The organism is Roseovarius sp. (assembly GCF_048262375.1).
GTDB lineage: Bacteria > Pseudomonadota > Alphaproteobacteria > Rhodobacterales > Rhodobacteraceae > Roseovarius.
Map to the genome: position 1 here is coordinate 102,543 of NZ_JBLXFE010000008.1, position 25,463 is coordinate 128,005.

Annotated in this window: 25 protein-coding genes and 1 tRNA gene; 18 read left to right on the plus strand and 8 right to left on the minus strand. The window is 61.1% G+C overall.

Going from position 1 to position 25,463, the window contains the following annotated elements:
- Positions 1–139 precede the first annotated feature (139 nt).
- From fabD to ACN0SW_RS10975, 4 genes are all read left to right on the plus strand, one after another.
- Positions 140–1,087 (plus strand): ACP S-malonyltransferase, encoded by a 948-nt coding sequence (fabD, locus tag ACN0SW_RS10960; protein WP_417727968.1) that lies wholly within the window; start codon positions 140–142, stop codon positions 1,085–1,087.
- Between the two features lie 34 nt (positions 1,088–1,121).
- Complete coding sequence (gene fabG / locus ACN0SW_RS10965; RefSeq protein WP_417727969.1) at positions 1,122–1,859, plus strand: 3-oxoacyl-[acyl-carrier-protein] reductase; 738 nt, start codon at positions 1,122–1,124, stop codon at positions 1,857–1,859.
- A gap of 230 nt (positions 1,860–2,089) precedes the next feature.
- On the plus strand, positions 2,090–2,323 hold the full coding sequence (locus tag ACN0SW_RS10970) for an acyl carrier protein (protein WP_417727970.1): 234 nt from the start codon (positions 2,090–2,092) through the stop codon (positions 2,321–2,323).
- 223 nt (positions 2,324–2,546) lie between these two features.
- Positions 2,547–4,835, plus strand: coding sequence for a right-handed parallel beta-helix repeat-containing protein (locus tag ACN0SW_RS10975; protein ID WP_417727971.1), 2,289 nt, complete (start codon positions 2,547–2,549; stop codon positions 4,833–4,835).
- A gap of 24 nt (positions 4,836–4,859) precedes the next feature.
- Here the strand turns inward: ACN0SW_RS10975 and ACN0SW_RS10980 are convergent, their stop codons facing one another.
- A complete protein-coding gene (locus tag ACN0SW_RS10980; protein WP_417727972.1) occupies positions 4,860–5,519 on the minus strand; it encodes a hypothetical protein in 660 nt (219 codons plus the stop codon).
- 112 nt (positions 5,520–5,631) lie between these two features.
- On the opposite strand from ACN0SW_RS10980, the gene ACN0SW_RS10985 reads away from it, so the two are divergent.
- The 4 genes from ACN0SW_RS10985 to ACN0SW_RS11000 all read left to right on the plus strand — a co-directional run bounded on the left by ACN0SW_RS10985 (position 5,632) and on the right by ACN0SW_RS11000 (position 7,264).
- A complete protein-coding gene (locus ACN0SW_RS10985) occupies positions 5,632–5,952 on the plus strand; it encodes an antibiotic biosynthesis monooxygenase family protein (protein ID WP_417727973.1) in 321 nt (106 codons plus the stop codon).
- A complete protein-coding gene (locus ACN0SW_RS10990) occupies positions 5,949–6,236 on the plus strand; it encodes a DUF5665 domain-containing protein (RefSeq protein ID WP_417727974.1) in 288 nt (95 codons plus the stop codon). The genes ACN0SW_RS10985 and ACN0SW_RS10990 overlap by 4 nt, the downstream gene beginning before the upstream one ends.
- 77 nt (positions 6,237–6,313) lie before the next feature.
- On the plus strand, positions 6,314–6,721 hold the full coding sequence (locus ACN0SW_RS10995) for a universal stress protein (protein ID WP_417727975.1): 408 nt from the start codon (positions 6,314–6,316) through the stop codon (positions 6,719–6,721).
- Positions 6,722–6,919: 198 nt separating this feature from the next.
- A complete protein-coding gene (locus tag ACN0SW_RS11000) occupies positions 6,920–7,264 on the plus strand; it encodes a VanZ family protein (RefSeq protein ID WP_417727976.1) in 345 nt (114 codons plus the stop codon).
- 35 nt (positions 7,265–7,299) lie between these two features.
- On the opposite strand, the gene ACN0SW_RS11005 is transcribed toward ACN0SW_RS11000, so the two are convergent.
- The 6 genes from ACN0SW_RS11005 to ACN0SW_RS11030 form a co-directional block, all read right to left on the minus strand.
- Positions 7,300–7,376 (minus strand) — tRNA-Arg (locus tag ACN0SW_RS11005).
- A 42-nt stretch (positions 7,377–7,418) separates the two neighbouring features.
- Positions 7,419–8,195: a tRNA pseudouridine(38-40) synthase TruA gene (gene truA / locus ACN0SW_RS11010; RefSeq protein ID WP_417727977.1), complete on the minus strand. Its 777-nt coding sequence runs from the start codon at positions 8,193–8,195 to the stop codon at positions 7,419–7,421.
- An 88-nt stretch (positions 8,196–8,283) separates the two neighbouring features.
- Complete coding sequence (locus ACN0SW_RS11015; RefSeq protein WP_417727978.1) at positions 8,284–9,771, minus strand: replicative DNA helicase; 1,488 nt, start codon at positions 9,769–9,771, stop codon at positions 8,284–8,286.
- Between the two features lie 226 nt (positions 9,772–9,997).
- Positions 9,998–10,675 carry an orotate phosphoribosyltransferase gene (locus tag ACN0SW_RS11020; RefSeq protein ID WP_417727979.1) on the minus strand — a complete coding sequence of 226 codons (678 nt, stop codon included), beginning with the start codon at positions 10,673–10,675 and terminating at the stop codon, positions 9,998–10,000.
- Positions 10,676–10,751: 76 nt separating this feature from the next.
- Entirely contained in the window at positions 10,752–11,789 is a 1,038-nt protein-coding gene (pyrC, locus tag ACN0SW_RS11025) for a dihydroorotase (protein ID WP_417727980.1), read from the minus strand.
- A 59-nt stretch (positions 11,790–11,848) separates the two neighbouring features.
- Positions 11,849–12,784 (minus strand): phosphoadenosine phosphosulfate reductase, encoded by a 936-nt coding sequence (locus ACN0SW_RS11030; RefSeq protein WP_417727981.1) that lies wholly within the window; start codon positions 12,782–12,784, stop codon positions 11,849–11,851.
- A gap of 203 nt (positions 12,785–12,987) precedes the next feature.
- On the opposite strand from ACN0SW_RS11030, the gene ACN0SW_RS11035 reads away from it, so the two are divergent.
- The 10 genes from ACN0SW_RS11035 to ACN0SW_RS11080 all read left to right on the plus strand — a co-directional run bounded on the left by ACN0SW_RS11035 (position 12,988) and on the right by ACN0SW_RS11080 (position 24,198).
- The gene (locus tag ACN0SW_RS11035) at positions 12,988–13,896 is read left to right on the plus strand and encodes an AAA family ATPase (protein ID WP_417727982.1); all 909 of its coding nucleotides are present in this window, start codon (positions 12,988–12,990) and stop codon (positions 13,894–13,896) included.
- Positions 13,896–14,792 carry an MBL fold metallo-hydrolase gene (locus tag ACN0SW_RS11040; protein WP_417727983.1) on the plus strand — a complete coding sequence of 299 codons (897 nt, stop codon included), beginning with the start codon at positions 13,896–13,898 and terminating at the stop codon, positions 14,790–14,792. Before ACN0SW_RS11035 ends, ACN0SW_RS11040 begins: the two co-directional genes overlap by 1 nt.
- Positions 14,785–16,044 (plus strand): vWA domain-containing protein, encoded by a 1,260-nt coding sequence (locus tag ACN0SW_RS11045; RefSeq protein ID WP_417727984.1) that lies wholly within the window; start codon positions 14,785–14,787, stop codon positions 16,042–16,044. Before ACN0SW_RS11040 ends, ACN0SW_RS11045 begins: the two co-directional genes overlap by 8 nt.
- Before the next feature lie 21 nt (positions 16,045–16,065).
- A complete protein-coding gene (locus ACN0SW_RS11050; RefSeq protein ID WP_417727985.1) occupies positions 16,066–17,031 on the plus strand; it encodes an XdhC family protein in 966 nt (321 codons plus the stop codon).
- Positions 17,028–18,020, plus strand: a complete 993-nt coding sequence (locus tag ACN0SW_RS11055) for a molybdopterin-binding protein (RefSeq protein WP_417727986.1) — start codon at positions 17,028–17,030, stop codon at positions 18,018–18,020. Before ACN0SW_RS11050 ends, ACN0SW_RS11055 begins: the two co-directional genes overlap by 4 nt.
- A gap of 115 nt (positions 18,021–18,135) precedes the next feature.
- The gene (locus ACN0SW_RS11060; protein ID WP_417727987.1) at positions 18,136–18,621 is read left to right on the plus strand and encodes a (2Fe-2S)-binding protein; all 486 of its coding nucleotides are present in this window, start codon (positions 18,136–18,138) and stop codon (positions 18,619–18,621) included.
- Between the two features lie 119 nt (positions 18,622–18,740).
- Positions 18,741–21,104 (plus strand): xanthine dehydrogenase family protein molybdopterin-binding subunit, encoded by a 2,364-nt coding sequence (locus ACN0SW_RS11065; RefSeq protein WP_417727988.1) that lies wholly within the window; start codon positions 18,741–18,743, stop codon positions 21,102–21,104.
- Between the two features lie 11 nt (positions 21,105–21,115).
- Positions 21,116–21,904 (plus strand): FAD binding domain-containing protein, encoded by a 789-nt coding sequence (locus ACN0SW_RS11070; protein ID WP_417727989.1) that lies wholly within the window; start codon positions 21,116–21,118, stop codon positions 21,902–21,904.
- Between the two features lie 138 nt (positions 21,905–22,042).
- Positions 22,043–23,071, plus strand: coding sequence for a pyridoxal-phosphate dependent enzyme (locus ACN0SW_RS11075; protein WP_417727990.1), 1,029 nt, complete (start codon positions 22,043–22,045; stop codon positions 23,069–23,071).
- Positions 23,068–24,198: a M24 family metallopeptidase gene (locus ACN0SW_RS11080; RefSeq protein ID WP_417727991.1), complete on the plus strand. Its 1,131-nt coding sequence runs from the start codon at positions 23,068–23,070 to the stop codon at positions 24,196–24,198. The genes ACN0SW_RS11075 and ACN0SW_RS11080 overlap by 4 nt, the downstream gene beginning before the upstream one ends.
- A gap of 217 nt (positions 24,199–24,415) precedes the next feature.
- Here the strand turns inward: ACN0SW_RS11080 and ACN0SW_RS11085 are convergent, their stop codons facing one another.
- On the minus strand, positions 24,416–25,321 hold the full coding sequence (locus tag ACN0SW_RS11085; RefSeq protein ID WP_417727992.1) for a LysR family transcriptional regulator: 906 nt from the start codon (positions 25,319–25,321) through the stop codon (positions 24,416–24,418).
- Between the last annotated feature and the right edge of the window lie 142 nt (positions 25,322–25,463).

Sequence of the window (25,463 nt, forward strand, 5' to 3'; positions counted from 1 at the left end):
CCGGATATCGGTGCGCCACAATGGCAGCCCGCGCACAGTGGCTCTGCGTCTTTGCGGGGATGTGCGAACACCGGGTAAAACCGTTGCTTTGGCAGACGCGGCGATGTATCGGGGGACACTTTTAGAGGGAGGGTGGCCAATGAGCCGAGCATTCGTTTTTCCGGGACAGGGCGCGCAGGTGATCGGAATGGGGGCTGATCTGGCGGCCACATATCCAGCAGCGCGGGCGGTTTTCGACGAGGTGGACGAGGCGCTCGGGCAAAAGCTGTCGGCGTTGATCTGGGAGGGTGAGCAAGAGGCGCTGACCCTGACCGAAAACGCCCAGCCGGCGCTGATGGCCACATCTCTGGCAGCGCTGCGCGCGCTTGAGACCGAAGGCGTGGATCTGGCGCAGGTCGCAAGCCATGTGGCGGGGCATTCCTTGGGCGAGTATTCGGCACTGGCGGCGGCGGGCGCGATCAGTGTTGGCGACACCGCCCGGCTTTTGCGTATCCGTGGCCGCGCCATGCAACAGGCGGTGCCGGTGGGCGTGGGCGCGATGGCGGCCCTTCTCGGGCTTGATTTCGAGGCCGCCCGCGATGTGGCGCAAGAGGCCGCACAAGGCGAGGTTTGTCAGGCCGCCAATGATAACGATCCGGGGCAGGTTGTGGTTTCGGGCCACAAGGGGGCGGTTGAACGGGCGCTGGATCTGGCCAAGGCGCGCGGTGCCAAGCGCGCGATGCTCTTGCCGGTAAGCGCCCCCTTTCATTGCGCCTTGATGGCCCCTGCCGCCGAGGTGATGGCCGCAGCCTTGGCAGAGGTCACGATCACTGCCCCTGTGGTGCCGCTGGTGGCCAATGTGCGCGCGACCGCCGTGACCGACCCGGCCGAGATCCGCACACTGCTGGTTGAGCAGGTTACGGGCTCTGTGCGCTGGCGCGAGTCGGTGATCTATATGGCCGCAGCGGGCGTCACCGAGATATGGGAGATCGGAGCGGGCAAGGCGCTGTCGGGGATGGTGCGACGCATTGAGCGTGAGATCGCCTGCCGTGCCATCGGCTCGCCGCAAGACGTGACATCGGCGACAGAGTCGCTGGCTGGGGCCTGATCCGGCTTTTTGATGAATTAAGAGAGGACATGAAATGTTTGATTTGACAGGGAAATCTGCGCTGGTAACTGGGGCTTCTGGTGGTATCGGGTCTGCGATTGCGCGCGCGCTCCACAATGCGGGAGCGACCGTTGGCCTGAGCGGCACCCGCGTCGAGCCGCTCGAAGCGTTGGCCGCAGAGTTGGGGGACCGTGCCCATGTGCTGCCTTGCAACCTGAGCGACGCCGAGGCGGTCGAAGCCCTGACCAAGGATGCCATTGCGGCGATGGGGGGGCTTGATATCCTCGTGAACAACGCAGGCATCACACGCGATCAGTTGTTCATGCGGATGTCCGACAAGGATTGGCATGATGTGCTCGATGTTAATCTGACCTCTGCGATGCGGCTCTGCCGCGGGGCCGTGCGCCCGATGATGAAGGCACGATGGGGCCGGATCGTCAACATCGGTTCAATCGTAGGGTCCAGTGGGAACCCCGGTCAGGCCAATTATGCCGCCGCCAAGGCCGGATTGGTGGGCATGACCAAATCCATTGCCGCAGAGGTGGCCAGTCGCGGCATTACCGTCAATGTGGTGGCGCCGGGTTTCATCGCCACGCCAATGACAGACAAGCTGAACGACGATCAGAAAGCCGCGCTTAGCGTTCATATCCCGATGGCACGCATGGGCACGGCAGACGAGATCGCGGCGGCGGTCCTCTATCTTGCAAGCCCCGAGGCCGGGTATGTGACGGGGGCCACGTTGCATGTGAATGGCGGTATGTCGATGTATTGAGTTGACGTGCCGTCGTCCCGTCCTGATCTGAGGAAGTGAAAGCATTTGCCATTGCCCGCGCATATGCTATAGGCCTCGCAGATCAGCCGGAGGGATATGCGGATTCTCCCGGTGGCCTGTGTGTTAAGGCAGTCGAGAACCGCCCGCTGGGGCACAATCATCGCCACTTCCCGGGCAGGGCGGGGGCAGACAACGGGCAACACAGCCCAAGACAAAACGAGGAACAAGACATGAGCGATATCGCAGACCGCGTTAAGAAGATCGTTGTGGAACACCTGGGTGTGGAAGAAGACAAGGTTATCGACAAAGCTTCTTTCATTGACGATCTTGGCGCGGACAGCCTCGACACGGTCGAACTGGTCATGGCATTCGAAGAAGAGTTCGGCATCGAGATTCCCGATGATGCGGCCGATACGATTCAGACCTTTGGCGACGCGGTCAAGTTCATCACCGAAGCGTCCTGATTTCGCCTTGGTGCGACAGTCCTGAGCCCTGCCTTCTGGCAGGGCTTTTGCGTTTCAGGGCCTCTGTTTGTGTCACATTGACGTGAGCATTGTCTGCGCCCGCCGCTTACCGGTACCGTCACGGTGCCATGAGATTCGCTTAATGGTTCGTTGATACATCGCCTTTCCATCGCTCCGACCACGGGCAACGCGCAGGCCGCGCGGAAAAAGGAAAGGGATATCCATGAACAAGGCAATCACCGACGGCATCGTTTTCATGCCGCAACCCTTCGCATCAGGCTTGCTCCAATGGTCACGCGGTGACGGGCGACCGAACTCTGACACCTATGAAAATGCTGCAGATGCGGCCTTTGTGCCCGCCGATCAGGATTTCGGCGGAGCGCTGGAATTGCAAAAGACCGAGGCCGTGCAGCGCCTGCGCTACACCGGTGAGACCCCGATCCTGCCGGGTTGCTATCTTCAGATCCGGGTGCGGATCAAGGCGATCGCGGGCAATTTGCCAAGCGTGCGGATCGCGGCCTTTGCCGGTGGCGCAGGCGGCGTAGCCCTGCCGGATGTGACCGTGACGGGTCCGCAGATCGCGCTGACCACATATGGCGAGGTGGTCGAGGTGACGGCCATTGTCGGCACCGGCACCCGCACGGGCGTTGATATGGCGTGGGGCCCCGCCGCGATCTTTGGCCATTTTGGTCTCGACCTGACCGGGCCGAGCGGCGGAGTTGTCCGGATCGACGATATTGTCATTGAGGATGTCAGCCGGGTCTTTCTGCGCAATCTGATCAGCATGGTTGATGTGCGCGACTACGGTGCGCTTGGAAACGGGATTGCCGATGATCACGCGGCGTTTGAGGCGGCGGATACGGTCGCGCAGGGCCGCGAGATTATCGTGCCGGCGGGTCAGTATTTTCTGGGCCAGAGCACGACGATTCAGAACCGTATCCGGTTCGAAGGCACGGTCGAGATGCCCGATGCGGCGATCCTCGCATTGACCAAGAATTTCGATCTGCCCGCCTATATCGACGCATTCGGAAACAGCGAGCTGGCGTTCAAGAAGGCGTATCAGGCGCTGTTGAACAATCCCGATCATGTCACGCTCGATCTGGCCGGGCGCAAAGTCTCGTTGCGCGGCCCCGTCGATATGGCGGCAGCGGTGGGCAATCGCACCACCTACAACCAGCGCCATGTGATCCAGAATGGTCAGATTTCGGTGTTTCCGGGGCCCGCGTGGGATACAGATGTTGTCACCTCGCAGGCAAGCTATGACATCGCCAATCCCAAGCGTCTGACCAATGTGGCCAATGTGGCCAACATTCCGGTCGGCGCGCTGCTCGAGGGCAACGGTGTGGGCCGCGAGGTTTATGTCACGGCCAGAAACGTGGCAGCCCAGCGGTTGGATATCAGCCAGCCGCTGTTCGATGCTGCGGGCACGCAGATCTATACCTTTCGGCGATTCAAATACCTGCTGGATTTCAGTGGCTTTGGCGATGTGTCGCGTATGGTGTTTTCCGAGGTCGATTTCCAGTGCACCGGCGATTGCAGCGGGGTGCTTTTGCCGCCGCAGGGATCCGCCAATCATTTCCGTGATTGTTTCTTTACCCGCCCCAAGGATCGCGGCATCACCAGCCATGGTGAGGGCGATCAGGGGATGATGATCGACCGCTGTCAATTCATCTCGGACGAAGGGCCGCTTCTGTCAACCGAGCGGCGCACCATCGCCTTCAACGCCAATGCCAACGATCTCAAGATCCGCGACAACCGAGGCGTCCTGTTCCGGCACTTTGCCGTAATGGCGGGCAGCAGTTCGATTATTTCCGGCAATCATGTGTTTCAAGGGGACAGCGCCGAGAACGGTGTGCGCGCTGCGGGCTTTGTGCTGACCCGGGTTAATAATCGCGGCAGCATCAGCGGGAACTACATCGACAATTGCTTTATCGAATGGGTCAATGAACATGATGCAGAGCCAGAGTTCGCAAGCGAGTTTTCCTTTAGTGCGCTCAGCATCACCGATAATGTCTTTCTTGCTGGTAACACGGCCCCTTGGTTCACCTACATCGTGGTCAAGCCGCATGGCGCAGGGCATTTTCTCGATGGGGTGACTGTCACCGGCAATACTTTCCGTGCTGTCGGCACCATCAGCCGGGTCGAAGCGGTCGATACCAGCTTTGCCGATCTCGACTATGACCGGGTGCGCAATGTCACCTTTGCCGAAAACAGTTTTCACAATGTGGACACACCCGTGGCAAATCCGCTGGTCATGCAACACACCGAAGCCACCGCCTCCTCGACATGGGTCGTCCAACCCGCCCCTCGTCTGCCGTTCGGGGCATGGGCGCAGGTGGTAGAAGCGGTCATGCCAGAGGGGCCCTTGCGCAACACGGCCGCTGCGGTGATCCATGCCAGCCCCTATTTCGAGGCCAAGCAGGGGCCGGACCGCGACCGGATCAATCTGCGTTGGTCGACCCCAGTGTCAGGCTCTGTGATCTTGCGGGTACGGATCGACGATCCTCTCTGAGACAATCCCGTCTCTGGCGGTGGTTCAGAACTCCCGCCAGAGGCCGAGCTTCACGCCACGTTCGCCGCCCCCCGAGACCGGCAGAACCAACCCGAATTCCAGATGTGCTCCGGGTCGGGTTGCATAGACATAGGACGGGGCAAACCGGGTATAGGCCTGACCAAGCGCCGGATGTCCTGTCTGAAGCTGCACGAGGACCTTGCTGCGCGCGGTGGTATTAAGGCCAAAAGTAATATCACTCTCCAGAGTCATGTCCCCGCTCCCAAAAACGACTGCGCGCCCGTCAAAGGCAGCCCAACCGTGGCGCCCCCATAGCGTGAAACCGCGCCCCAGTGACACGCCGGGGCGCAGCGCGGTTTCTTCGGAAACCTCACCCAGACCCATTTCCACTGCGATCTTCACTGCCTGCGCGTCCTGTCCAATGGGCCAGCGGACAAAGGCAATGCTCTTGGTCATACGCAGCGTATCGCCCCCCAGATCGAGACCCAGCGTCAACCGCTCGGTCAGACCATGCTCGGCATAAAGCGTGAAATTTTGCCGGTAGAGACCGAATTGATCCGGGCCCTCGATCTGGCCTGAGGCCGCCAAAAACGTCTGACCCTTGCCGCGTGGCCACGCACCAGCCCCTGCCATGCCGATCAGCCATGGCAAGACCAGAACCGCAATGAGCAGGCATCGCAACATGGTAACCTCCGCGTTAACCCTCGTTAAAAAGGGTAAAGCGAGGGTTAAGATGGCCGGGGAATTTACCGTGCGGGGGGCGCGTGTTAGGCTGATCTGATAAAGGAGATGTGCCATGCCCCAAATCACCACCGCCACCAACCATCAGACTGTCATCACGACATTCGAGGTGACGCCCGGCACCTGTCAGGATCTGATGGATCTGCTCACCGCCGCTTACCGTGATTTCATCTCGCATCAGCCGGGCTTTATCGCCGCCGGTTTGCATGTCAACGATGCCCAGACCCGGATCGCCAACTACTCGCAATGGCGTGCGCGTGAGGACTTTCAGGCAATGCTGCGCAGTGAGGACATGCGCACCCGCAACCGCGAGATCAATGAGCTTTGCAAGAGCTTCGAGCCGGTGATGTATGACGTGGTGGCAACTTTCGGATGAGCGAAAAAGATCGGCCGTCCGATGATTTGACCCGTGAAATGGCGGCGTTGCGCCGGGAATTGCAGATTCTGAACGCTCACCGGTTCATTCGGGTGCACAATTCATTTCCGCGTATGCTGGCGTTCAATCTGGCACGCGGTCTGGCGGCTGGGCTTGGGACGGTGCTCGGGGCGACTGTGCTTTTGTCGGTGATGATCTGGGCGCTCAGCCAGATCGAATTCCTGCCCATTATCGGCGATTGGGCCGCGCAGATTACGGCGCAGGTACGCGATTTGCAGAACTGATCCGGGCGTGATCTGGATCATGGCGACACGGGCTCAATCGGCCCAAAGTTTCTTCAGGTAACAGGAAAGGACAGATCATGTATTCACACATTTTGGTTCCGATGTCGTTTGATCAAGAGCGCGATTCGAACGCTGCCCTGCAGGTGGCGCAGCTCTTGTCGGATGATGCGGGGCATATCAGCCTTTTGCATGTGATCGAACAGGTGCCGGGCTACGCTATCTCTTATCTGCCCCAAGGTTATGTGAATGAGGCGCGAAAGGCGATTGAGGCCGAACTGGCCGAAATCGCGGCCACCTTGCCAAATGGCTCGGCTCATGTTGTCGAAGGGCATTCGGGTCGTACCATTCTCGACTGGGCCGAAGACCACAACCCCGACTGCATCGTGATCGCCAGCCACCGCCCCGGTATGCAGGACCTCCTGCTGGGGTCTACCGCTGCCAAGGTGGTGCGCCACGCCAATTGTGCGGTGCATGTGATCCGCTGAGTGACGCAGCCGTCATTTAGGTGCGCAGGGGCAGGTGGCTCCACAAAAGGCCCTGACGCAGCTGATAGAGGCGCGCTATGCAATGCCTGACGGATGGCGCGCACTCAAACCACACAAGACGCGCGGCGGTTGCGGGGATATGTCCGGCTTTTGATCTAATCGCTTGAAGCGTCCCGGAACCGGGCTTAAGGGGCAGGGATGGCCAAGATCCTGACCTTCTTGCTGGCGGTGGCAGTCGCCATTGCGACGCTTACGCCCTCGTCTTCCGGGCCCGCGCAGGGACTCGAACTCGACAAGCTGGCGCATTTGCTGGCCTTTGGTCTTCTGGTGGGCCCCATGGCCGCCCAATATCCCAAACGTTGGCCCGTGATCTGGATTGCGGCGCTTGCCTATGGTGGTCTGATTGAAATTGTGCAGCCTTATGTGGGGCGCACTGACGAATGGGCGGACCTGGTGTATGATGGTTTGGGGGCCGCCTGTGGCATCGGTCTTGTCTTGATCTATCAGCAGGTGCGGCGGCGTCAAAACGACGTTGCGCGCTGAACGGTTTAAAGCAGACTACTCGTTTTGAGGGCGGCTGGCGATCCCGGGAGGACTCGAACCCCCAACATCCTGATTAGAAGTCAGGTGCTCTATCCAGTTGAGCTACGGGACCGCTGAGCAGGCTCATAGCGTGCCATTCGCGCAAGTTCAAAGCCTAATCTTGCGAATTGAACGGCGAATCGTCATAGGTAACCCCCGCCAGATATAGCCCATGGGGCGGGCAGACCGGACCACAGGCGGCGCGATCGCATGCGTCCAGCGCCTTGCGTACATCGTCGGGCTCCCATGATCCCGCTCCAACGCGTTCCAGTGTTCCCACGATGCTGCGTACTTGATTGTGCAAAAAGGACCGAGCGCGCAATTGGAAATGGATTTCCGTACTGCTCGGCCCGGAATGTTCAAAAATCTCAAGCGAATCCAAAGTCTTGACCGGGCTTGCCGCCTGACAGATGGTTGAGCGGAACGTTGTGAAATCATGCAGCCCGATCAGATGGGCCGCCCCTGCGCGCATCGCCTCGATATCCAGCTTCGGGCGCACATGCCAAACCCGCCCCTGATCCAGCGTGACAGGTGCCCGACGAGACAGAATACGAAAAATATAGCGCCGCTCGGTTGCGGAAAACCGAGCGTGCCAATCTTCGGTTACCCGCGCGCAGGCGGTGATCGCGACGGGCTGCGGCTTGAGATGGTAATTGAGCGCTTCTGACAGGCGAAACGTGTCCCAGTCCCGCGCCAGATCGCAATGGGCCACCTGCGCCAGCGCGTGCACGCCCGCATCGGTACGTCCTGCCGCCGCGATGCTATGCGGACCCGGTTCAATCTTGCCAAGGGCAGCCTCGATCGCACCCTGAACCGAAGGCAGATCAATCTGCCGTTGCCAGCCGACGAAGGGCGCTCCGTCATATTCAATTTTCAGGGCATAGCGGGGCATGGTGGAACGGAACTTGTCTCTCGATTGGGGTTCATCTGGCCTGAAATACCTCGGGGGTTCGGGGGCAGCGCCCCCGTGGCCCTACGGTTTAAAACTCGGCGCCGCCGCCCTGTTGCCAGGGTTTGACCAGATTGCCGAACCGGGTGAACTGCGCCTCAAAGCTCAACTCGACCGTGCCAATCGGGCCGTGGCGCTGCTTGCCGATGATGACCTCCGCCTTGCCATGCAGGCGTGACATCGCCTCTTGCCACTCTGCCATCTTGTCCATCTCGTGATCGCCCGGCTTTTCGCGTTCCTTGTAATATTCTTCACGGAACACGAACATGACCACATCGGCGTCCTGTTCGATCGAACCGGATTCGCGCAGGTCCGACAGTTGTGGGCGCTTGTCTTCGCGGCTTTCAACCTGACGCGAGAGCTGAGACAGCGCGATAACCGGGATGTTCAGCTCCTTGGCAATCGCCTTGAGCCCCATGGAAATTTCGCCAATCTCCTGCACGCGGTTGTCGGACGAGCCGCGCACCAGCTGCAGATAGTCCACGATCAAGAGATCGAGCCCGTGGGTCCGCTTGAGCCTGCGCGCGCGTGCCGCAAGCTGCGAGATCGGGATGGCGGCAGTATCGTCGATATAGAGCGGGCAGGCCTCCAGCGTCTTAGCCGCCTCGACAAACCGGCGAAACTCGCTCTCGTCCATGTCACCCTGACGGATCTTGTGTGACGAGATTTCCGAGGCTTCGGCCAGAACCCGGCCTGCCAGCTGCTCGGCGCTCATCTCGAGCGAGAAAAAGCCCACGACGCCGCCGTCCACAGCCCCCTCGGTGCCGTCCGGCAGGGTGCCGCGCCGATAGGCCTTGGCCACGTTGAAGGCGATGTTGGTCGCCAATGAGGTCTTTCCCATCGACGGGCGTCCGGCAAGGATCAGAAGGTCAGACTTGTGCAGACCGCCCAGCTTACCGTCCATATCGACGAGGCCGGTCGAGATTCCCGCCAGCCCCCCCTCTCGCTGATAGGCTGCATTGGCTACATTAACAGCGTCCGTTACTGCCTTGAGAAAGCTTTGAAATCCGCTTTCGGACTGTCCTTGCTCTGCAAGCTGGTAGAGTTTCTGTTCGGCCTCAACGATCTGATCTTTGGGCTCGCTGTCCACATTGACGCGCGCGGCCTTGCCCGCAATGTCATGGCCCAGTGAGATCAGCGCGCGCCGGATCGCCAGATCATAGATCATCTGCGCATAATCGCGCACCGCAAAGGTCGAGATTGCGGCCCCGGCCAGCTTGGCCAGATAGGCGGCTCCGCCCAGCTCTTTCAATCCTTCGTCATTTTCCAGAAAGGCACGCAGGGTGACGGGGGAGGCGAGGTTGTTTTTTGCGATGCGCGCGGCGGCGGTTTCAAAGATGCGGGCATGCACGGGGTCGTAAAAATGTTGCGGGCCGATAATGGCGGCGATCCGGTCGTAGACATCGTTATTTGTCAGGATCGCGCCCAGAAGCTGCTGCTCGGCCTCGACGGAATGCGGCACGCTTTCGGCGGATTGAATCTCTGCCCCTGTGGGATTGAAAGCGGTCAGTCCGTTCATGCCTGTTGTCCTCGTCAAACGTGTTTTTATGTTTGGTAGTTCTAAGCGAACTGCAGCCAATTCGCCACTTGTATAACTATGTGGACGCTTGGCGGGATAACCCGGTGGATAGCTTCGGTTTCCCTATCCGGAGGCCGCATGATGTGGGTGGCTCTGTTGAAACCACCGCATCTGGAAAGGGGCTGCGATTCGATCGGTGGGTTATCCCCAGCCTTTGGGGATAAGTTTATTTCTTGTTTGCCGCCTGCCACTTACGGGGATCGCCCAAAAATTCCTCGACCCCGTCCAATGTCGCGGCATCGAACACGTCTTGTGTGCGGGCCTCTGCCAGCACGTCCCACCAGGTGCAAAGATGATGCAGCGCGACGCCGTGATCGCCAAGTGTCTTTTCAGTTTCTGGGAAAATGCCGTAGTAGAAGATCACGGCCGTATGACCACAGCTCGCGCCTGTCTCGCGGATAGCGTCCACAAAGCTGAGCTTCGAGCCACCATCGGTGGTGAGGTCCTCGACCAACAGAACGCGCTGCCCCTCGGTCATGGCGCCTTCGATGCGGGCGTTGCGCCCGTAGCCTTTGGGCTTCTTACGGACATAGGTCATGGGCAGCGCCATGCGTTCGGCCACTAGGGCGGCAAAGGGGATACCTGCTGTCTCTCCGCCCGCGATATTGTCAAACGCCTCGAATCCCGCCTCACGCATCACGGTGATGGTGAGAAAATCCATCAGGGTGCTGCGAATGCGCGGATAGGAAATCAGCTTGCGGCAATCAATATAGGTGGGCGAGGGCAACCCCGAGGCCAGCGTAAACGGTTCATTCGCGTTGAAATGCACCGCGCCAATCTCAAGCAGCATGCGGGCGGTAAGGCGGGCGATTTCCTCTTTGGGCGGATAGGTGGCAGGGATCATGGTGCAGTCCTCATTGCGGGGCGTGCGCCGAAGAGATTTGAGGCCTCCGGCGGGAGTATTTTCAGAACGGTGAACCTCAGGTCACGCGCCAATGCAGCGCGAAGCCGGGGTCGAAAACGGTCACGGGGCCATCGTCCGTGTCGATCTTGCCGGGGTAGCTCACGGCGTCGCCCTTGCTAAGAGTGGTCCGTGCCTCGTTGGGCGGCAGGCGGTAAAACGCGGGGCCGTTCAGCGAGGTGAAGGCTTCGAGGTGATCAAGTGCCTGCTCTTGCTCGAACACATGTGCCAGGATCGACAGGGTGTTTGTCGCGGTAAAGCAGCCAGCGCAACCGCAGGCGCTTTCCTTGAGCGGGTCGATATGTGGCGCGCTGTCGGTGCCAAGGAAAAACCGCGCGTCCCCGCTCGTGGCGGCGGCGCGCAGGGCAAGGCGGTGCTCTTCGCGCTTGGCCACCGGCAGGCAATAGTAATGCGGCTTGATCCCGCCCACGAGGATGTGGTTGCGGTTGATGATCAGGTGATGCGTGGTGATCGTCGCTCCAAGATCGCGGTCATGGGCGCGCACATATTCGACGCCATTGGCCGTGGTGATATGTTCCATGATCACCCGCAATCCCGGTGTGGCGCGGCGCACAGGATCGAGCACCCGGTCGATGAACACCGACTCGCGGTCAAAGATATCGACCGCGGGGTCCGTCACCTCGCCATGCACGCAAAGCGGCAGGCCAATTTCAGCCATCTTCTCGAGCACGCCGCGCACCCGGTCGAAATCGCGCACGCCACTTGCCGAATTGGTGGTGGCTCCGGCGGGATAGAGCTTGACCGCGGTGACAAGCCCGCTGGCATGGGCAGCGGCCACATCCTCGGGGTCAGTCTCTTCGGTCAGATAGAGCGTCATCAGCGGGGTGAAATCCGTGCCTTCCGGCAGAGCGGCCATGATCCGCGCACGGTAGGCTGCGGCATCCGCGCCTGTCACCACCGGTGGCACCAGATTGGGCATCACGATGGCGCGGGCAAAGTGCCGCGTGGTTTCAGGCAGGACGGCGCGCAGCATCGCGCCATCGCGCAGATGCAGATGCCAGTCGTCGGGGCGGCGGAGGGTCAGGGTATCTCTCATGCGCTCGCGCATACACAATCGAACGGTGCAAGACCAGAGGGTCAGCGCAGCGCTATGGGCTATTCTTCTTGGGCCCGGGCACGCATCAGGCTCAGTGCCCTGCGAAAACGGGGGCCGCCGACCTTGCGCGCAAGGGCATTCTGGCAATGCAGGATTGTCAGGTGAATGCGGTCGTCTGCCATCAGTCTTTGAAGAACACTTATCAGATAGGGCGTGTCCTGACGCCGTCTACGATAAAGCTGCGCTAAGCTGAGCCGTGTCAGTTTGTTGGCGCTGACCTGGGCCAGCAGGCGCTGGATAACGCCCATGCGCAGCAAGGCTGGCTCGATCTGATAGCCCAAATAGCGCGTGCGAAACTTCATCACATTGGACCGGGTAAAGAGCGCGGCATGCATCGCGTCCAACTCGATCTCGGGATCATAAAGCAGGACCGCCTCGGCGGCCGCATCCAGCATGTCCGGCGCATAGCCGTAGCGATCGCTGAACGAGACCCGGCGCATCCGCAGGAACCGATCGTCCCATTCGGCCACCCGCGGATCAAGGGTCGCCTGTGGGCTCAGCATGACCACCTTCGCACCGGGTGCCGCCACGGAAAACGCCGCCGCCGCATAGCCGCAGGGGCCCGTGCCGTAAAAGATCACCTGCTCGAACTCGTCAAAAAAGCCATCATCAATCAACCGGTCGAAATAGCCATAGACCCGTGCATCGCGAAACCATGTATCCGTCGCACTGATCAGGCCGAGATGTGACCAGCCAAGCGCCTTGGCCATGGACCAGCCAAAGGGTTGCGCTTGTGGCGAAAGCTCGGGCAGGCGTGAGAACGACTCGAACGTGACCAGCAGCGTTGGCTTGCGTTCGATCAGGAGGGCGGCATGCCGGTCACCCAGCTGTTCGGCATAGCCGTCGTCACCTGCCAGCTCATTGGCACGCTCGCACCACTCTGCCCAGCCAAGCCCAGAGAGATCGGCGTCAAAAATATCGGCACTGTCCTGCATGTTCGCTGATTACCTCGGTCGTGTCGGAGCCGTTCGATTGCGGTCCTGTTGGTTAACAGGCTGCACCTCAAATCGGGCAAAACTTGGGAGAAACCAAGGGCTTTCCGGGGGCGGGTCAGACCTTTGCCTGACATGGCCGCCCTTGACCCGCAAGGGCATGCGATGCAGTTCTGGTACAGGCGAAGAAAACCGGAGGCAAGAGCGTGCAAAACCCCACATCCATCGACGCGGTGCAGAACCTTCTGGCTGGTCAGGATTATGTCTGTGGCCGTGCCCTTGGCACCGTGACCTATCTTGCCTTGACCCTTGGTCGCCCGCTCTTTCTCGAGGGCGAGGCGGGCACCGGTAAAACCGAAATCGCCAAGGCTCTGGCCAAGGCGCTCGGACGACGGCTGATCCGGTTGCAATGCTACGAGGGGCTTGATGCGGCAAGCGCCGTTTATGAATGGAATTTCACCGCGCAGATGATCGCCATCCGTGCCGCAGAGGCGGCGGGCGGCATGGACCGGAGCCATCTCAAGTCTGAACTCTTTACCGAAGACTATCTGATCGAGCGGCCTTTATTGCAGGCCATGCGCCCGCAACCGGGCGGCGCGCCGGTCCTGCTCATCGACGAGGTTGACCGTACGGACGAGCCATTCGAGGCGTTCTTGCTCGAAGCGCTCAGCGATTTTCAGGTGACGATCCCCGAGATGGGCACGATCCACGCGCCAAAGCCGCCCATCGTTATCCTGACCTCGAACCGCACCCGAGAGGTGCATGACGCGCTCAAGCGGCGTTGCCTTTATCATTGGGTGGATTACCCGACCTTCGATCGCGAAATCGAGATCCTGCAGGCCCGCGCCCCCGAGGCTGCCGAAATCCTCAGCCGCGAAATCGTGGCCTTCGTCCAGAAGCTGCGCACCGAGGATCTGTTCAAGAAACCGGGGGTGGCCGAAACCATTGACTGGGCCAAATGCCTGCTTGCGCTCGACGTGATAGCGCTCAGCCCCGAGGTGATCGCGGATACTCTGGGTGCGATCCTGAAGTATCAGGACGATATCTCGAAACTGCAGGGCTCCGAGGCGAAACGTCTGCTGGACGAGGTGCGCGAGAGTTTGGAGCCGAAATAATGGGAAAAACGCAGCACTTGCGCATTTTTCAGCCTCATCCCGGACTCTATGCCTATTACGATGGCCGGGTGCCAGGTTACCGTTTCATGGAGGGTGACAACTGGGTTGACGACGGAGCAATCGGTCTGGGCATTGCCACCTACGCGCTGGTCGCGGGACAGGCGGCGCTGGTTTATGATACCAGCGTTTCATCCGAGCATGGCGCGGCAATACGGGCGCATCTTGAGGGGCAGGGTGTTACCGAATTCACGGTTGTTTATAGCCATTGGCATCTGGATCATGTCGCCGGGACGTCAGCTTTTGCAGACTGCGACGTGATTGCGAATGCGCGCACTGCTGCGCATCTTGCAGAGCGGTGTGATGCGATTGAATCGGGTAGCTATGCCGGGCTGCCTGAGATCAAGCCGCTGATCCTGCCGACGCGGGTTTTCTCCGGGCAGCTTGAAATGTTATTCGGCGACCAGAAGGTGACGCTGATCGAGGCCAATATTCACAGCGATGATGCCACAGTGCTTTGGTTATCGGAGCGGCGGATTCTGCTGGCCGGTGATACGGTTGAGGATTGTGTGACCTACGTGGATGAGCCTGCGGATTTTGCCGTGCATTTGCGTGATCTTGAACGGTTGGCCGCGCTTGAGCCGCTGTTTGTGCTACAGGATCATGGGGCACCGGACATTTTGGCGCGCGGTGGTTATGGCCCTGAAATCATCCGTGCGACGCAACGCTATATTCGTTGGCTTATGGGATTGGAGACAGCACCAGAGAAATGCGCGACACCGCTGCAGGACATCATCGCGGATGATCTGACGACCGGTACTTTGGAATGGTACGCGCCCTACGCCGCCATACATGCCCAGAATGTTCAACGAACGCTAGAGTTGTATGGGCATGACTGATCTCCCGACCCTTGAATTGCCGGATAATCCCAAGCTGACCCATAACATCACGCATTTCGCGCGGGCATTGCGGGCGGCGGGGCTGCCAATCGGCTCGGACCGTGTGCTGGATGCGATCCGCGCGGTGGCGGCTGCCGGGTTCTCCAGCCGGACCGATTTCTTTTATACATTGCGCGCCTGCCTGGTCACGCGGCCAGAGCATCTGGTGGTGTTCGCACAGATTTTCCGCCTTTATTGGCGCGATCCACGGTATGTTGAGCATATGATGGCCATGATGTTGCCTGCCATACGGGGCGTGCAGGAGGACCGCAGCGCGCAGGCGGCGGAAAAGCGTGCCGCCGAGGCGCTCTTGGATGGGGTGGCGCGGGATGCGCCGCAGATCGAAGAGCACGACAGCGATGAGGTGCAGATCGACATCGACGCATCGGCCACGATGTCGGGCGAAGAACGGCTGCGGACACTGGATTTCGAGCAGATGAGCACGGCCGAAATGCAACAGGCCAAGCGCATGCTGGCGCGGTTGACCTTGCCGGTCAATCCCTATGCCTCGCGGCGCGGTATGGCGTCCTCGAACGGCAAACGGATTGACGCAAGGCGGACCTTGCGGGCCGCGCTGCGCCACGGAGGCGAACTGCGGCGTATTCATTGGCAAAAACCGCGCGAGCGCTGGCCCAATCTGGTGGTGCTTTGCGATATCTCAGGCTCCATGAGCCAGTATAGCCGTATGGTTTTGCATTTTCTCCATGCTGTTGCCAATCAAAAGGGGGCAGGCTGGGCGCGGGTGCATGCCTTTACCTTTGGAACGCGCCTGACCAACATCACCCGGCAATTGGCAACACGGGATGTGGATGCGGCCCTTGCCGCCGCCGGACGTCAGGCGCAGGATTGGGAGGGAGGCACCCGGATCGGTGCCTGTCTGCATGATTTTAACCGGGACTGGTCGCGGCGGGTGATGGGACAGGGTGCGGTGGTGCTCTTGATTACCGACGGCTTGGATCGCGATGCACCGGATGCCTTGGCCCACGAGATGGAGCGGCTGCATCTTTCGTCGCGCCGCCTGATTTGGCTCAACCCACTCTTGCGGTGGGAAGGCTTCGCGCCCAAGGCCCAAGGTATTCGCGCCATGCTGCCGCATGTCGATGCCTTTCGCGCCGGGCATTCGATTGCCACGTTGGAGGAACTGGCAGAGGCCATCTCGCGCCGGGATGACACGGGCGAAAAGGCGCGGCTGATGGCAGCGATGCAGGGATGAACTGCGTGAAGGGAGATCTGGATGGACCGATTTGACAATATCCCGGAAACGGCGCTTGCGTGGTATCGCGCGGGCAAAGGGGCGGCTCTGGCCACGGTGGTTGAGACGTGGGGGAGTGCGCCGCGCCGCGTCGGTAGCCAGCTTGCGATTTCGGGCGAGGGCGAGATTGCCGGATCGGTCTCGGGGGGCTGCGTCGAGGGCGCGGTTGTGGCCGAGGCCCTGGATGCGATCGAAGCGGGCCACCCCGTCATGCTGCAATATGGTGTGAGCGACGGCGATGCCTTTGCCGTGGGTCTGGCCTGTGGCGGCACCATCCGGGTCTTGGTGGAACCCATCGGATCGGTGATGCCCGAGGGTTTGCTGGCCGATCTGGTTCTGGCCCGCGAGGCGCGGGTGCCTGTGGCCTATATCACCGGAATACAGGTCGAGCGGCGGCTCGAGAGGGACGGGCACCGCACGCGGTTTCGCATGGATCGCTCGGGCTTTGAAGAGGACGGGACGAGTTTCGTCGCAATTCACAACCCGCCCTTGCGCCTGATCCTCGTGGGGGCGGTGCATATCGCGCAGGCCCTTGTCCCGATGGCGCGGATCGCAGGGTATGATCCGCTGCTCATCGACCCGCGCGAGAGCTTTGGCTCCGAGGCGCGGTTTCCGGGCGAGACGGTGCTGCACGATTGGCCCGACGAGGGCATTCGGGCCTTTGGTCTGGATGCGCGCACGGCGTTGGTTTTGCTGACGCATGATCCCAAGCTGGATGATCCGGCGCTGATTGAAGCGCTCAGGTCCGACGTGTTCTATATCGGCGCGCTGGGGTCGATCCGTACCCATGCCAAACGACTGACGCGGCTGCAAGAGGCCGGGTTTACCGAGGCCGAAACGGCGCGCATCCATGGGCCGATCGGGCTGGATATCGGGGCGGCCAGCCCGTCCGAGATCGCGGTGAGCATCCTTGCGGAAATGACCCGCGTTCTGAGGAAAGGCGCATGAAATTTGGCCCCGCGCCGCTCGATCAGGCCGAAGGCGCCATTCTGGCCCATTCCGAACAGGTGGCCGGGGGCCGATTGCGCAAGGGCGTGGTGCTGGGGCCCGCGCAGATCGAGGCTTTACGCGCTGCGGGCTATGATAGGGTCACAGTCGCCAGTTTGGGCGCAGAGGATATCCACGAGAACGCGGCAGCGGCAGATCTGGCTGCGGCGCTGCACAAGGGTGCCAGCGACATAGCGCTGAGCGCGCCATTTACCGGGCGGGTCAACCTGATTGCAGAGCGACCGGGCGTGGTCTGTCTGGATGCGGCTGCGATCAATGCGGCCAATGCGGTAGATCCGATGATCACCGTGGCGACCGTGGCCCAGCATCATCAGATCCATGCCGGCGGCATGATCGCAACGGTCAAAATCATCGCCTACGGGGTGCCGCGCACCGCGTTGGCGCGCGCCGCCGAGGCCGCGCATGCTGCGGTGCGATTGGCGGTCGCGCAGTATCGCACCGCAAGCCTGATCATCACCGATGTTCCCGGCGGTCCGGGCGACAAGGGGGCAGAGGCGATCGCCGCGCGTGTCACCGGGCTGGGCATGCAAATGGCGGAAACCGTGATCTGTGCGCATGATGAGGTGGCCCTGTCTGCGGCGATCAAGGACGCACAGGGCGAGATCGTGCTGATTCTCACCGCTTCGGCCACGTCGGACCCCTATGACACCGCGCCTGAGGCGCTGCGGCGTGCGGGCGGGCAGGTGGAGCGGTTCGGGATGCCGGTCGATCCGGGCAATCTGCTGTTTTTGGGACGCGTCGGGCAAAGACCGGTGATCGGTCTGCCGGGGTCGGCGCGCAGCCCGGTTCTGCATGGGGCCGACTGGGTTCTGGCGCGTGTGGCCTGCGGTTTGCCCTGCGGAGCCACAGAGATTGCGGCGATGGGCGTGGGCGGCTTGCTCAAAGAGATCCCGACCCGGCCCCAGCCTCGTCGGGCCACGCGGGACTAAGCCGTAAGAAACCGGGTTCTCAAGTGGGGAGAGGCATGCTTTAGTCGGACTGGACAGTGAGACCGTTCCAACTAAGGTCTCGCAGGGGACGAACACTTAAAACCGGGAGGAGCCAATGCCTGAGGTCAAGATGACCGTGAATGGCAAGCCAGCGTCGGGCCAGATCGAGGGCCGCACGCTTCTTGTCGAATTTCTGAGAGAGACGCTTGGGCTGACAGGCACGCATGTGGGCTGCGACACCAGCCAATGCGGCGCCTGTGTGGTGCATGTGGATGGCAAGGCAGTGAAATCCTGCACCATGTTCGCAGCCGAGGCAGAGGGGGCCGAGATCAAGACCATCGAAGCCATGGCAGAGCCGGACGGCACCTTGCATCCGATTCAGCAGGCGTTTCAGGATCACCACGGGTTGCAATGCGGATTTTGCACGCCGGGCATGGTGATGTCGGCGGCAGCGCTTCTCGCCGATAACCCAACACCGACCGAGGCAGAGGTGCGAGACTATCTTGAGGGCAATCTGTGCCGCTGCACGGGCTACCACAATATCGTCAAGGCCATTCTTGCGGCCAGCGGTCAGGACGTGAGCCGCATCGCGGCGGAATAAGGTGCATTTGGGGGCGCTGCCCCCGCGCCTGCGGCGCTCCCCCGGAGTATTTCGGGAATGATGAAAGCGCTGCGGGTGATCATGGGGGCGAACCCCGGACGATCAGGGAGGAGAATGACATGCCGAAAGACGGAGGCATTGGCGCCAGCACCAAGCGGCGCGAGGATATCCGGTTTCTGACCGGGAACGGCAATTACACCGATGACATCAATCTGCGTGGTCAGGCCTATGTATTTTTCCTGCGCTCGGATGTGGCGCATGGGCGGCTCAACAAGGTTGACACGTCGGACGCCGAGGGCATGCCGGGCGTGGTCCGGATTTTCACCGGCAAGGATTTCGAGGGTATCGGCGGATTGCCCTGCGGCTGGCAGGTGACGGACCGTTTCGGCGAGGTCATGCAGGAGCCGGGGCATCCGGTGCTGGCCCAAGGCAAGGTGCGCCATGTGGGAGATCCGATTGCCGCCGTTGTGGCCGAGACCTACGCGCAGGCGCGCGACGCGGCTGAGGCGATCGTGCTTGATATCGAGGAATTGCCCGCAGTCGTGGACATGAAGAAGGCGCTGGAAGAGGGCGCCCCCAAGGTGCATGACGAGCTGAAAAGCAACCTCTGCTATGACTGGGGCTTTGTCGAAGAGAACAAGGCGGCGGTGAACGAGGCCTTTGAGGCGGCGGCGCATGTCACCACGCTCGAGTTGATCAACAACCGGCTGGTGGCAAATCCGATGGAGCCGCGCGTGGCAGTGGGCGATTTCAACCGCTCGACCGGCGACTCGACGCTCTACACCACAAGCCAGAATCCGCATGTGATCCGTCTCCTGATGGGGGCGTTTGTGCTGGGCATTCCCGAGCATAAATTGCGCGTGGTGGCGCCCGACGTGGGTGGCGGCTTTGGCTCTAAAATCTTTCATTATGCCGAAGAAGCGTTCTGCACATTCGCGGCCAAGGCGCTCAACCGCCCTGTGAAATGGACCTGTTCGCGCTCCGAGGCCTTCATGACCGATGCGCATGGCCGTGATCACGTGACCAAGATTGAATTGGCGCTGGATGCGGACAACAACTTTACCGCTGTGCGCACCGATACCCATGCGAATATGGGGGCCTATCTCAGCACCTTTGCGCCGTCAGTGCCCACTTGGTTGCACGGCACGTTGATGGCGGGGAATTACAAGACGCCGCTGATCTATGTGAACGTCAAGGCGGTGTTTACCAACACGGTGCCGGTCGATGCCTATCGCGGTGCCGGACGGCCCGAGGCCACGTTCCAGCTGGAGCGGGTGATCGACAAGGCCGCGCGCGAATTGGGGGTCGATCCCATCGCGCTACGCCGTCAGAACTTTATCACCCAGTTCCCCTATGCCACGCCCGTGGCCGTGGAATATGACACCGGCGATTATCACGCCACCATGGACAAACTGGAAGAGATCGCGGATTTCAAAGGCTTTGACGCCCGCCGACAGGACAGCGCGGCCAAAGGCAAGCTGCGTGGCCTGGGGATCAACTGTTATATCGAGGCTTGCGGCATCGCGCCGTCGAACCTTGTCGGCCAGTTGGGCGCGCGTGCGGGCCTCTATGAGAGTGCGACGGTGCGTGTGAATGCCACGGGCGGTCTTGTGGTGATGACCGGCTCACATAGCCACGGGCAGGGACATGAGACATCGTTTGCTCAGGTGGTGGCCGAAATGATCGGCATCGACGCCAATATGATCGAGATCGTGCATGGCGACACCGCCAACACGCCGATGGGTATGGGCACATATGGCAGCCGCTCGATTGCGGTCGGCGGGTCGGCCATGGTGCGGGCGACCGAAAAGATCATCAACAAGGCCAAAAAAATCGCGGCCCATCTGATGGAGGCCTCCGATGCCGATATCGAGCTGAAGGATGGTAAGTTCAGCGTCGCGGGCACGGATAAATCGGTGGCTTGGGGCGATGTGACCCTCGCCGCTTATGTGCCGCACAACTATCCGCTTGCAGATATCGAGCCGGGTCTGGAAGAGACGGCGTTCTATGACCCGTCGAACTTTACCTACCCCTCGGGCGCTTATGCCTGCGAGGTCGAGGTTGATCCCGAAACCGGGCGTGTCACCATCGAGCGGTTCTCAGCTGCGGATGATTTCGGTAATATCATCAACCCGATGATTGTCTCGGGGCAGGTGCATGGCGGCATCGGGCAAGGGATCGGGCAGGCCCTGCTTGAATCCTGCGTTTATGACGAGAACGGGCAGCTTCAGACCGGGTCTTACATGGACTATGCCATGCCGCGCGCGGATGATGTGCCGTTCTATCAGGTGGATCATTCCTGTCAGACGCCGTGCACGCATAACCCCTTGGGGGTCAAGGGCTGTGGCGAGGCCGGGGCGATTGGCAGCCCGCCAGCGGTGGTCAATGCGGTGATTGACGCGCTGCAACGGTCCGGCCGGAACATCACCCATATCGATATGCCGCTGTCGCCGTCGCGCGTCTGGCAGGCGATGCAAGGGTAAGGAGAGCGATCATGTATGCATTCGATATCGAACGTCCCGCCACCATCGCTGACGCGATCACGGCTCTGGGTTCAGAAGAGGCACAGGCGCTGGGCGGGGGACAAACCCTGATCCCGACGATGAAGCAGCGTCTGGCCGCACCTGCCAAGCTGGTGTGCCTGTCGGCCATCAAGGAGATGCAAGGGATTTGCACCGCCGACGATGGCGCGCTCTGCATCGGTGGGGGCACCACCCACGCCACTGTGGCGGCAGGGGCCGGGGCCTATCCGGCGCTGGCGTCACTGGCGGGCCACATCGGCGACCCGGCGGTGCGCAATCGCGGCACCATCGGCGGCAGTCTGGCCAATAACGATCCCTCGGCCTGTTACCCGGCGGCGGTGCTGGGATCGGGGGCGACGGTGATCACCTCGAACCGCAGCATCGCGGCGGATGACTATTTCCAAGGCATGTTCACCACCGCGCTTGAGGATGGCGAGATCATCACCGAGGTGCGCTTTCCGGTGCCGGAAAAGGCCAGCTACCAGAAATTCGAGCAGCCCGCCTCGCGCTTTGCCCTCGTGGGCGTGTTTGTCGCCAAATATGCGGGCGGCGTGCGCGTGGCGGTGACAGGGGCCTCGGAAGAGGGCGTGTTTCGCTGGTCCGAGGCCGAGGCGGCGCTCACCGCCGATTTCACGCCCGAGGCGCTGGAAGGGCTGTCGCTTTCGGGAGATGGGATGATCTCGGACCTGCATGGCTCGGGCGCGTACCGTGCGCATCTGGTGGGCGTGATGGCACGGCGGGCGGTTGTGGCCGCAGCCTGAGCCAGAGCGCGATGAAACAGATGAAACTGGCGGGCCATTGGCCCGCCAGTTTGCATTCTGACATCAATGTCGCGCCCGTGGCTTGACCTCGTGGCTGATATCGCATTGCCTTGCGGCAAAGAACGCAAGGGAGAGCAAATGCAACAGATCGACAATCCGTGGCGGGGCACAGGACTGCCGGAGGCGGTATTGAACGGGGCCCCTTGGCCCAGTGTGGATGCCGGTGCGGTGCGGGCGCTCTTGGGGCGCTGTCCTGCGGCGGCAGAGACGCCTTTGGTACAGGTCACCGGCCTTGGGGCTGAGGTCTGGGTCAAGGACGAGCGCGGGCGCATGGGACTGGGCAGCTTCAAGGCGCTTGGGGCCGCCTATGTAATCGCCCATGCCGCAGCGCAAACCGGAGAGGACATCAGCACCGCGCTCAAAGGACGGACCTATGTGACGGCAAGCGCTGGAAATCACGGCATGTCTGTGGCGGCGGGCGCACGGCTCTTTGGTGCGCGTGCGGTGATTTATCTGGCGGAAACCGTGCCCGAGAGCTTTGCCGAACGGCTGCGTGCCAAGGGGGCCGAGGTGGTGCGCGACGGACAGGATTACGAGGCCAGCATGATGGCCGCCGGACAGGCGGCGACGGATAACGACTGGACCCTCCTGTCGGACAGTTCCTGGCCCGGTTATTTCGATCTGCCGCGCCGGTTGATGGAAGGCTATCTGGCGATGGCCGAGGAGGTGACCCGGCAGATGACGTCACCGCCGACCCATATCCTGTTGCAGGCCGGTGTCGGGGGGCTGGCAGGGGCCTTGGCGGTCTGGTTCCGGCATGTCTGGGGCGATAGTCCGCAAATCATCGTGGTCGAGCCGGACCGCGCCCCGGCGCTCTTTGAGAGCATCCGGGCCAGTTGCCCGCAAGAGACAACCGGCCCGGCCTCAAACATGGGCCGGCTGGATTGCAAAGTGCCGTCGCTGATTGCGCTCAAGGGGTTGGCGCGGGATGCGGATGTCTTCATGACCATCACGGATCAAGAGGCCGAGGCCAGCCTTGGCCCCCTTGCCGCGCAGGGGTTGGCGACAACCCCCTCTGGTGCCGCCGGGGTGGCGGCGCTTGCGGGGTTGGGGCTGGGACCGGATGCGCGGGTGTTGTGTATTCTCAGCGAGGGGCCCGAAGCATGAGACGCGGATTTGCTGTGGGCGAATACCGCACCCGGTTGCGCGCCGCGCAGGCAGACATGGCCCAGGCAGGGCTGGGGGCGATCCTGCTGACGACAGAGCCGGAAATCCGCTACTTTACCGGATTTCTCACCCGGTTTTGGGAGAGTCCAAGCCGCCCGTGGTTTCTCGTCCTGCCGGCGGCGGGTGATCCTGTGGCGGTGATCCCGTCAATCGGGGCGGCGTTGATGGCCCGCAGTTGGGTCCGTGATATCCGCACATGGGCCGCGCCCGATCCAGACGATGACGGTGTGTCCTTGCTGGCCGATACGTTGCGGGAAATCGGCGGCCCTGTAGGGGTGCCCTCTGGCCCCGAAAGCCATCTGCGCATGCCCTTGGCAGAGTTCGAGCGCGTGAAACGGGCAAGCGGGCTGGCGTTCCGCGACGACGCCGGGATCGTCGCAGATCTGCGCGCGGTCAAATCCGAGGCTGAAATCGCCAAGATCGCGCATATTTGCGGCATTGCCGGACGCGCCTTTGACCGGGTGACCGAGATTGCTCAGCCCGGTGTGCCGCTCAGTGCGGTGTTTCGCGATTTTCACCGGCTCTTGCTGGAAAAGGGTGCCGACTGGGTTCCCTATATTGCGGGGGGCGCGGGGCCGTTGGGCTATGCGGATGTCATTTCCCCAGCAGATGATACGCCGCTGGCGGCTGGCGATATTCTCATGCTCGACACCGGCGCGGTCTGGGATGGGTATTTCTGCGACTATGACCGGAATTTCGCCATTGGCCGCGTCACGGCCGAGCAGACGGCGGCCCATGCACAGCTGATCGAGGCGACGGCTGCGGGCGAAGAGGCGGCGCGGACAGGGGCAACGGCCCGTGATGTCTGGCAGGCGATGGCGCGGATTACCGGCAGCGATGAGACATCTGGCCGCTTGGGGCATGGCTTGGGCATGCAATTGACCGAAGGCCTGTCGCTGACGGCCAAGGATCACACGATCCTCAAACCCGGCATGGTCATCACGCTAGAGCCGGGCGTTGAGCTCGCGCCCGGTCGGCTCATGGTGCATGAAGAGAATATCGTGATCCGCGAGGGCCGTGCGCAGCGCCTCTCTCGGTTTGCCACAGCGCCCCTGCCCGTGATCTGACCGGCCTGCCTGAAATTCAGGCAGCGCAAAAAAAAGGCCGAGCACTAAGCTCGGCCGAAGTCCAACAGGGAGGTATGATAGTGACTGCCTTGCGGCTATCACCGTCACGATTGGGAGATAAGGGCGTACCCCTGACCGTTCAAGAGAAATTACGCCGCACTTGCAGCATGTCCGTTATGCAATTGATGCATGGCTCATACGCGTTTTGCGCTAAACGTCAGCTAACCGCCTGTTCTTTAAGCGTTTTGCGATACGAAATAATCTCATTCTGAACAAAATCCCGAAAGGCGGAGATCCGTTTGGAGTGCCGCAATTCCTCTGGATAGGCTAAGAATACGGGCACTTCGACGGATTGCACCTCGGGAAGAACGCGCACCAACTGAGGAAAGTCGCGGGTCAGGTAATCGGGCAGCACACCGATGCCGAGATCCTGCAGAACACCCTGAAGAACTCCAAAGTAGTTGTTCACGGTCAAAAGCGAGGAAATGTCATTGGTCATCAACTCGTTCACCAGCATCGCACCGGCCCCGACCTGCGCCGAGCGCGGATTCTGGCAGATCAGGCGATGCGCGCTCATTTCATCTAATGCAGTGGGTTCACCGTGCACTTCCAGATAGGACCGGGTGGCATAGAGGCACATATGCACGCTCATGAGCCGTTTGCGGATCAGATCGGCCTGTGATGGCTCTTTCATGCGGATCGCCACATCGGCCTCGCGCATCGGAAGATCGAGAACGCGCTCTTCCAGCATGAGATCAATCTTCAGATCCGGGTATTTCTCATAGAGCTTGGGCAACCGCGGCGCGAGCCACAGCGTGCCAAAGCCGGTGGTCGTGGTCACGCGCAACTCGCCAAACACTTCTTCTTCGCTATCGCGGATACGGGCGGTGGCGGCATCGAGACGCTTTAGCATGGCGCGGGTGGCGTCAAACAGCAATTCGCCCTGTTCAGTGAGAATCAGTCCCCGTGCATGACGGTGAAACAGGGTGGCGTTTAATGCCTCTTCCAGCGCGCGCACTTGGCGACTGACCGCCGACTGCGACAGATGAAGCTGCTCGCCAGCATGGGTGAGACTGCCGGCATCCGCCACGGCATGAAATATTCTGAGCTTGTCCCAATCCATAACTTTAACTTTCTTAGGAAACGCGCGTTCATCACGCAATAGCAGATAATCTTCATTCAACTATAGGGGAGGTAAGAGATTTTCACAAAATTCCACTTGGTAGGTCATAAGTTATGACCTAATAATGCTCTATAATGAGGCA

Bases quoted from the DNA above. Each gene is read 5' to 3' on its own strand.
- ACN0SW_RS11020 (WP_417727979.1), bottom strand. From the start codon at position 10,675: ATGATCCCTGCCACCTATCCGCCCAAAGAGGAAATCGCCCGCCTTACC.
- ACN0SW_RS11065 (WP_417727988.1), top strand. From the start codon at position 18,741: ATGCCGAAAGACGGAGGCATTGGCGCCAGCACCAAGCGGCGCGAGGAT.
- ACN0SW_RS11050 (WP_417727985.1), top strand. From the start codon at position 16,066: ATGGACCGATTTGACAATATCCCGGAAACGGCGCTTGCGTGGTATCGC.
- fabD (WP_417727968.1), top strand. From the start codon at position 140: ATGAGCCGAGCATTCGTTTTTCCGGGACAGGGCGCGCAGGTGATCGGA.
- ACN0SW_RS11080 (WP_417727991.1), top strand. From the start codon at position 23,068: ATGAGACGCGGATTTGCTGTGGGCGAATACCGCACCCGGTTGCGCGCC.
- ACN0SW_RS10970 (WP_417727970.1), top strand. From the start codon at position 2,090: ATGAGCGATATCGCAGACCGCGTTAAGAAGATCGTTGTGGAACACCTG.
- ACN0SW_RS11015 (WP_417727978.1), bottom strand. From the start codon at position 9,771: ATGAACGGACTGACCGCTTTCAATCCCACAGGGGCAGAGATTCAATCC.
- fabG (WP_417727969.1), top strand. From the start codon at position 1,122: ATGTTTGATTTGACAGGGAAATCTGCGCTGGTAACTGGGGCTTCTGGT.
- ACN0SW_RS11040 (WP_417727983.1), top strand. From the start codon at position 13,896: ATGGGAAAAACGCAGCACTTGCGCATTTTTCAGCCTCATCCCGGACTC.
- ACN0SW_RS11055 (WP_417727986.1), top strand. From the start codon at position 17,028: ATGAAATTTGGCCCCGCGCCGCTCGATCAGGCCGAAGGCGCCATTCTG.
- pyrC (WP_417727980.1), bottom strand. From the start codon at position 11,789: ATGAGAGATACCCTGACCCTCCGCCGCCCCGACGACTGGCATCTGCAT.
- ACN0SW_RS11030 (WP_417727981.1), bottom strand. From the start codon at position 12,784: ATGCAGGACAGTGCCGATATTTTTGACGCCGATCTCTCTGGGCTTGGC.
- ACN0SW_RS11060 (WP_417727987.1), top strand. From the start codon at position 18,136: ATGCCTGAGGTCAAGATGACCGTGAATGGCAAGCCAGCGTCGGGCCAG.
- ACN0SW_RS10990 (WP_417727974.1), top strand. From the start codon at position 5,949: ATGAGCGAAAAAGATCGGCCGTCCGATGATTTGACCCGTGAAATGGCG.
- ACN0SW_RS11045 (WP_417727984.1), top strand. From the start codon at position 14,785: ATGACTGATCTCCCGACCCTTGAATTGCCGGATAATCCCAAGCTGACC.
- ACN0SW_RS11075 (WP_417727990.1), top strand. From the start codon at position 22,043: ATGCAACAGATCGACAATCCGTGGCGGGGCACAGGACTGCCGGAGGCG.
- ACN0SW_RS11085 (WP_417727992.1), bottom strand. From the start codon at position 25,321: ATGGATTGGGACAAGCTCAGAATATTTCATGCCGTGGCGGATGCCGGC.
- truA (WP_417727977.1), bottom strand. From the start codon at position 8,195: ATGCCCCGCTATGCCCTGAAAATTGAATATGACGGAGCGCCCTTCGTC.
- ACN0SW_RS10995 (WP_417727975.1), top strand. From the start codon at position 6,314: ATGTATTCACACATTTTGGTTCCGATGTCGTTTGATCAAGAGCGCGAT.
- ACN0SW_RS10980 (WP_417727972.1), bottom strand. From the start codon at position 5,519: ATGTTGCGATGCCTGCTCATTGCGGTTCTGGTCTTGCCATGGCTGATC.
- ACN0SW_RS11000 (WP_417727976.1), top strand. From the start codon at position 6,920: ATGGCCAAGATCCTGACCTTCTTGCTGGCGGTGGCAGTCGCCATTGCG.
- ACN0SW_RS11070 (WP_417727989.1), top strand. From the start codon at position 21,116: ATGTATGCATTCGATATCGAACGTCCCGCCACCATCGCTGACGCGATC.
- ACN0SW_RS10985 (WP_417727973.1), top strand. From the start codon at position 5,632: ATGCCCCAAATCACCACCGCCACCAACCATCAGACTGTCATCACGACA.
- ACN0SW_RS10975 (WP_417727971.1), top strand. From the start codon at position 2,547: ATGAACAAGGCAATCACCGACGGCATCGTTTTCATGCCGCAACCCTTC.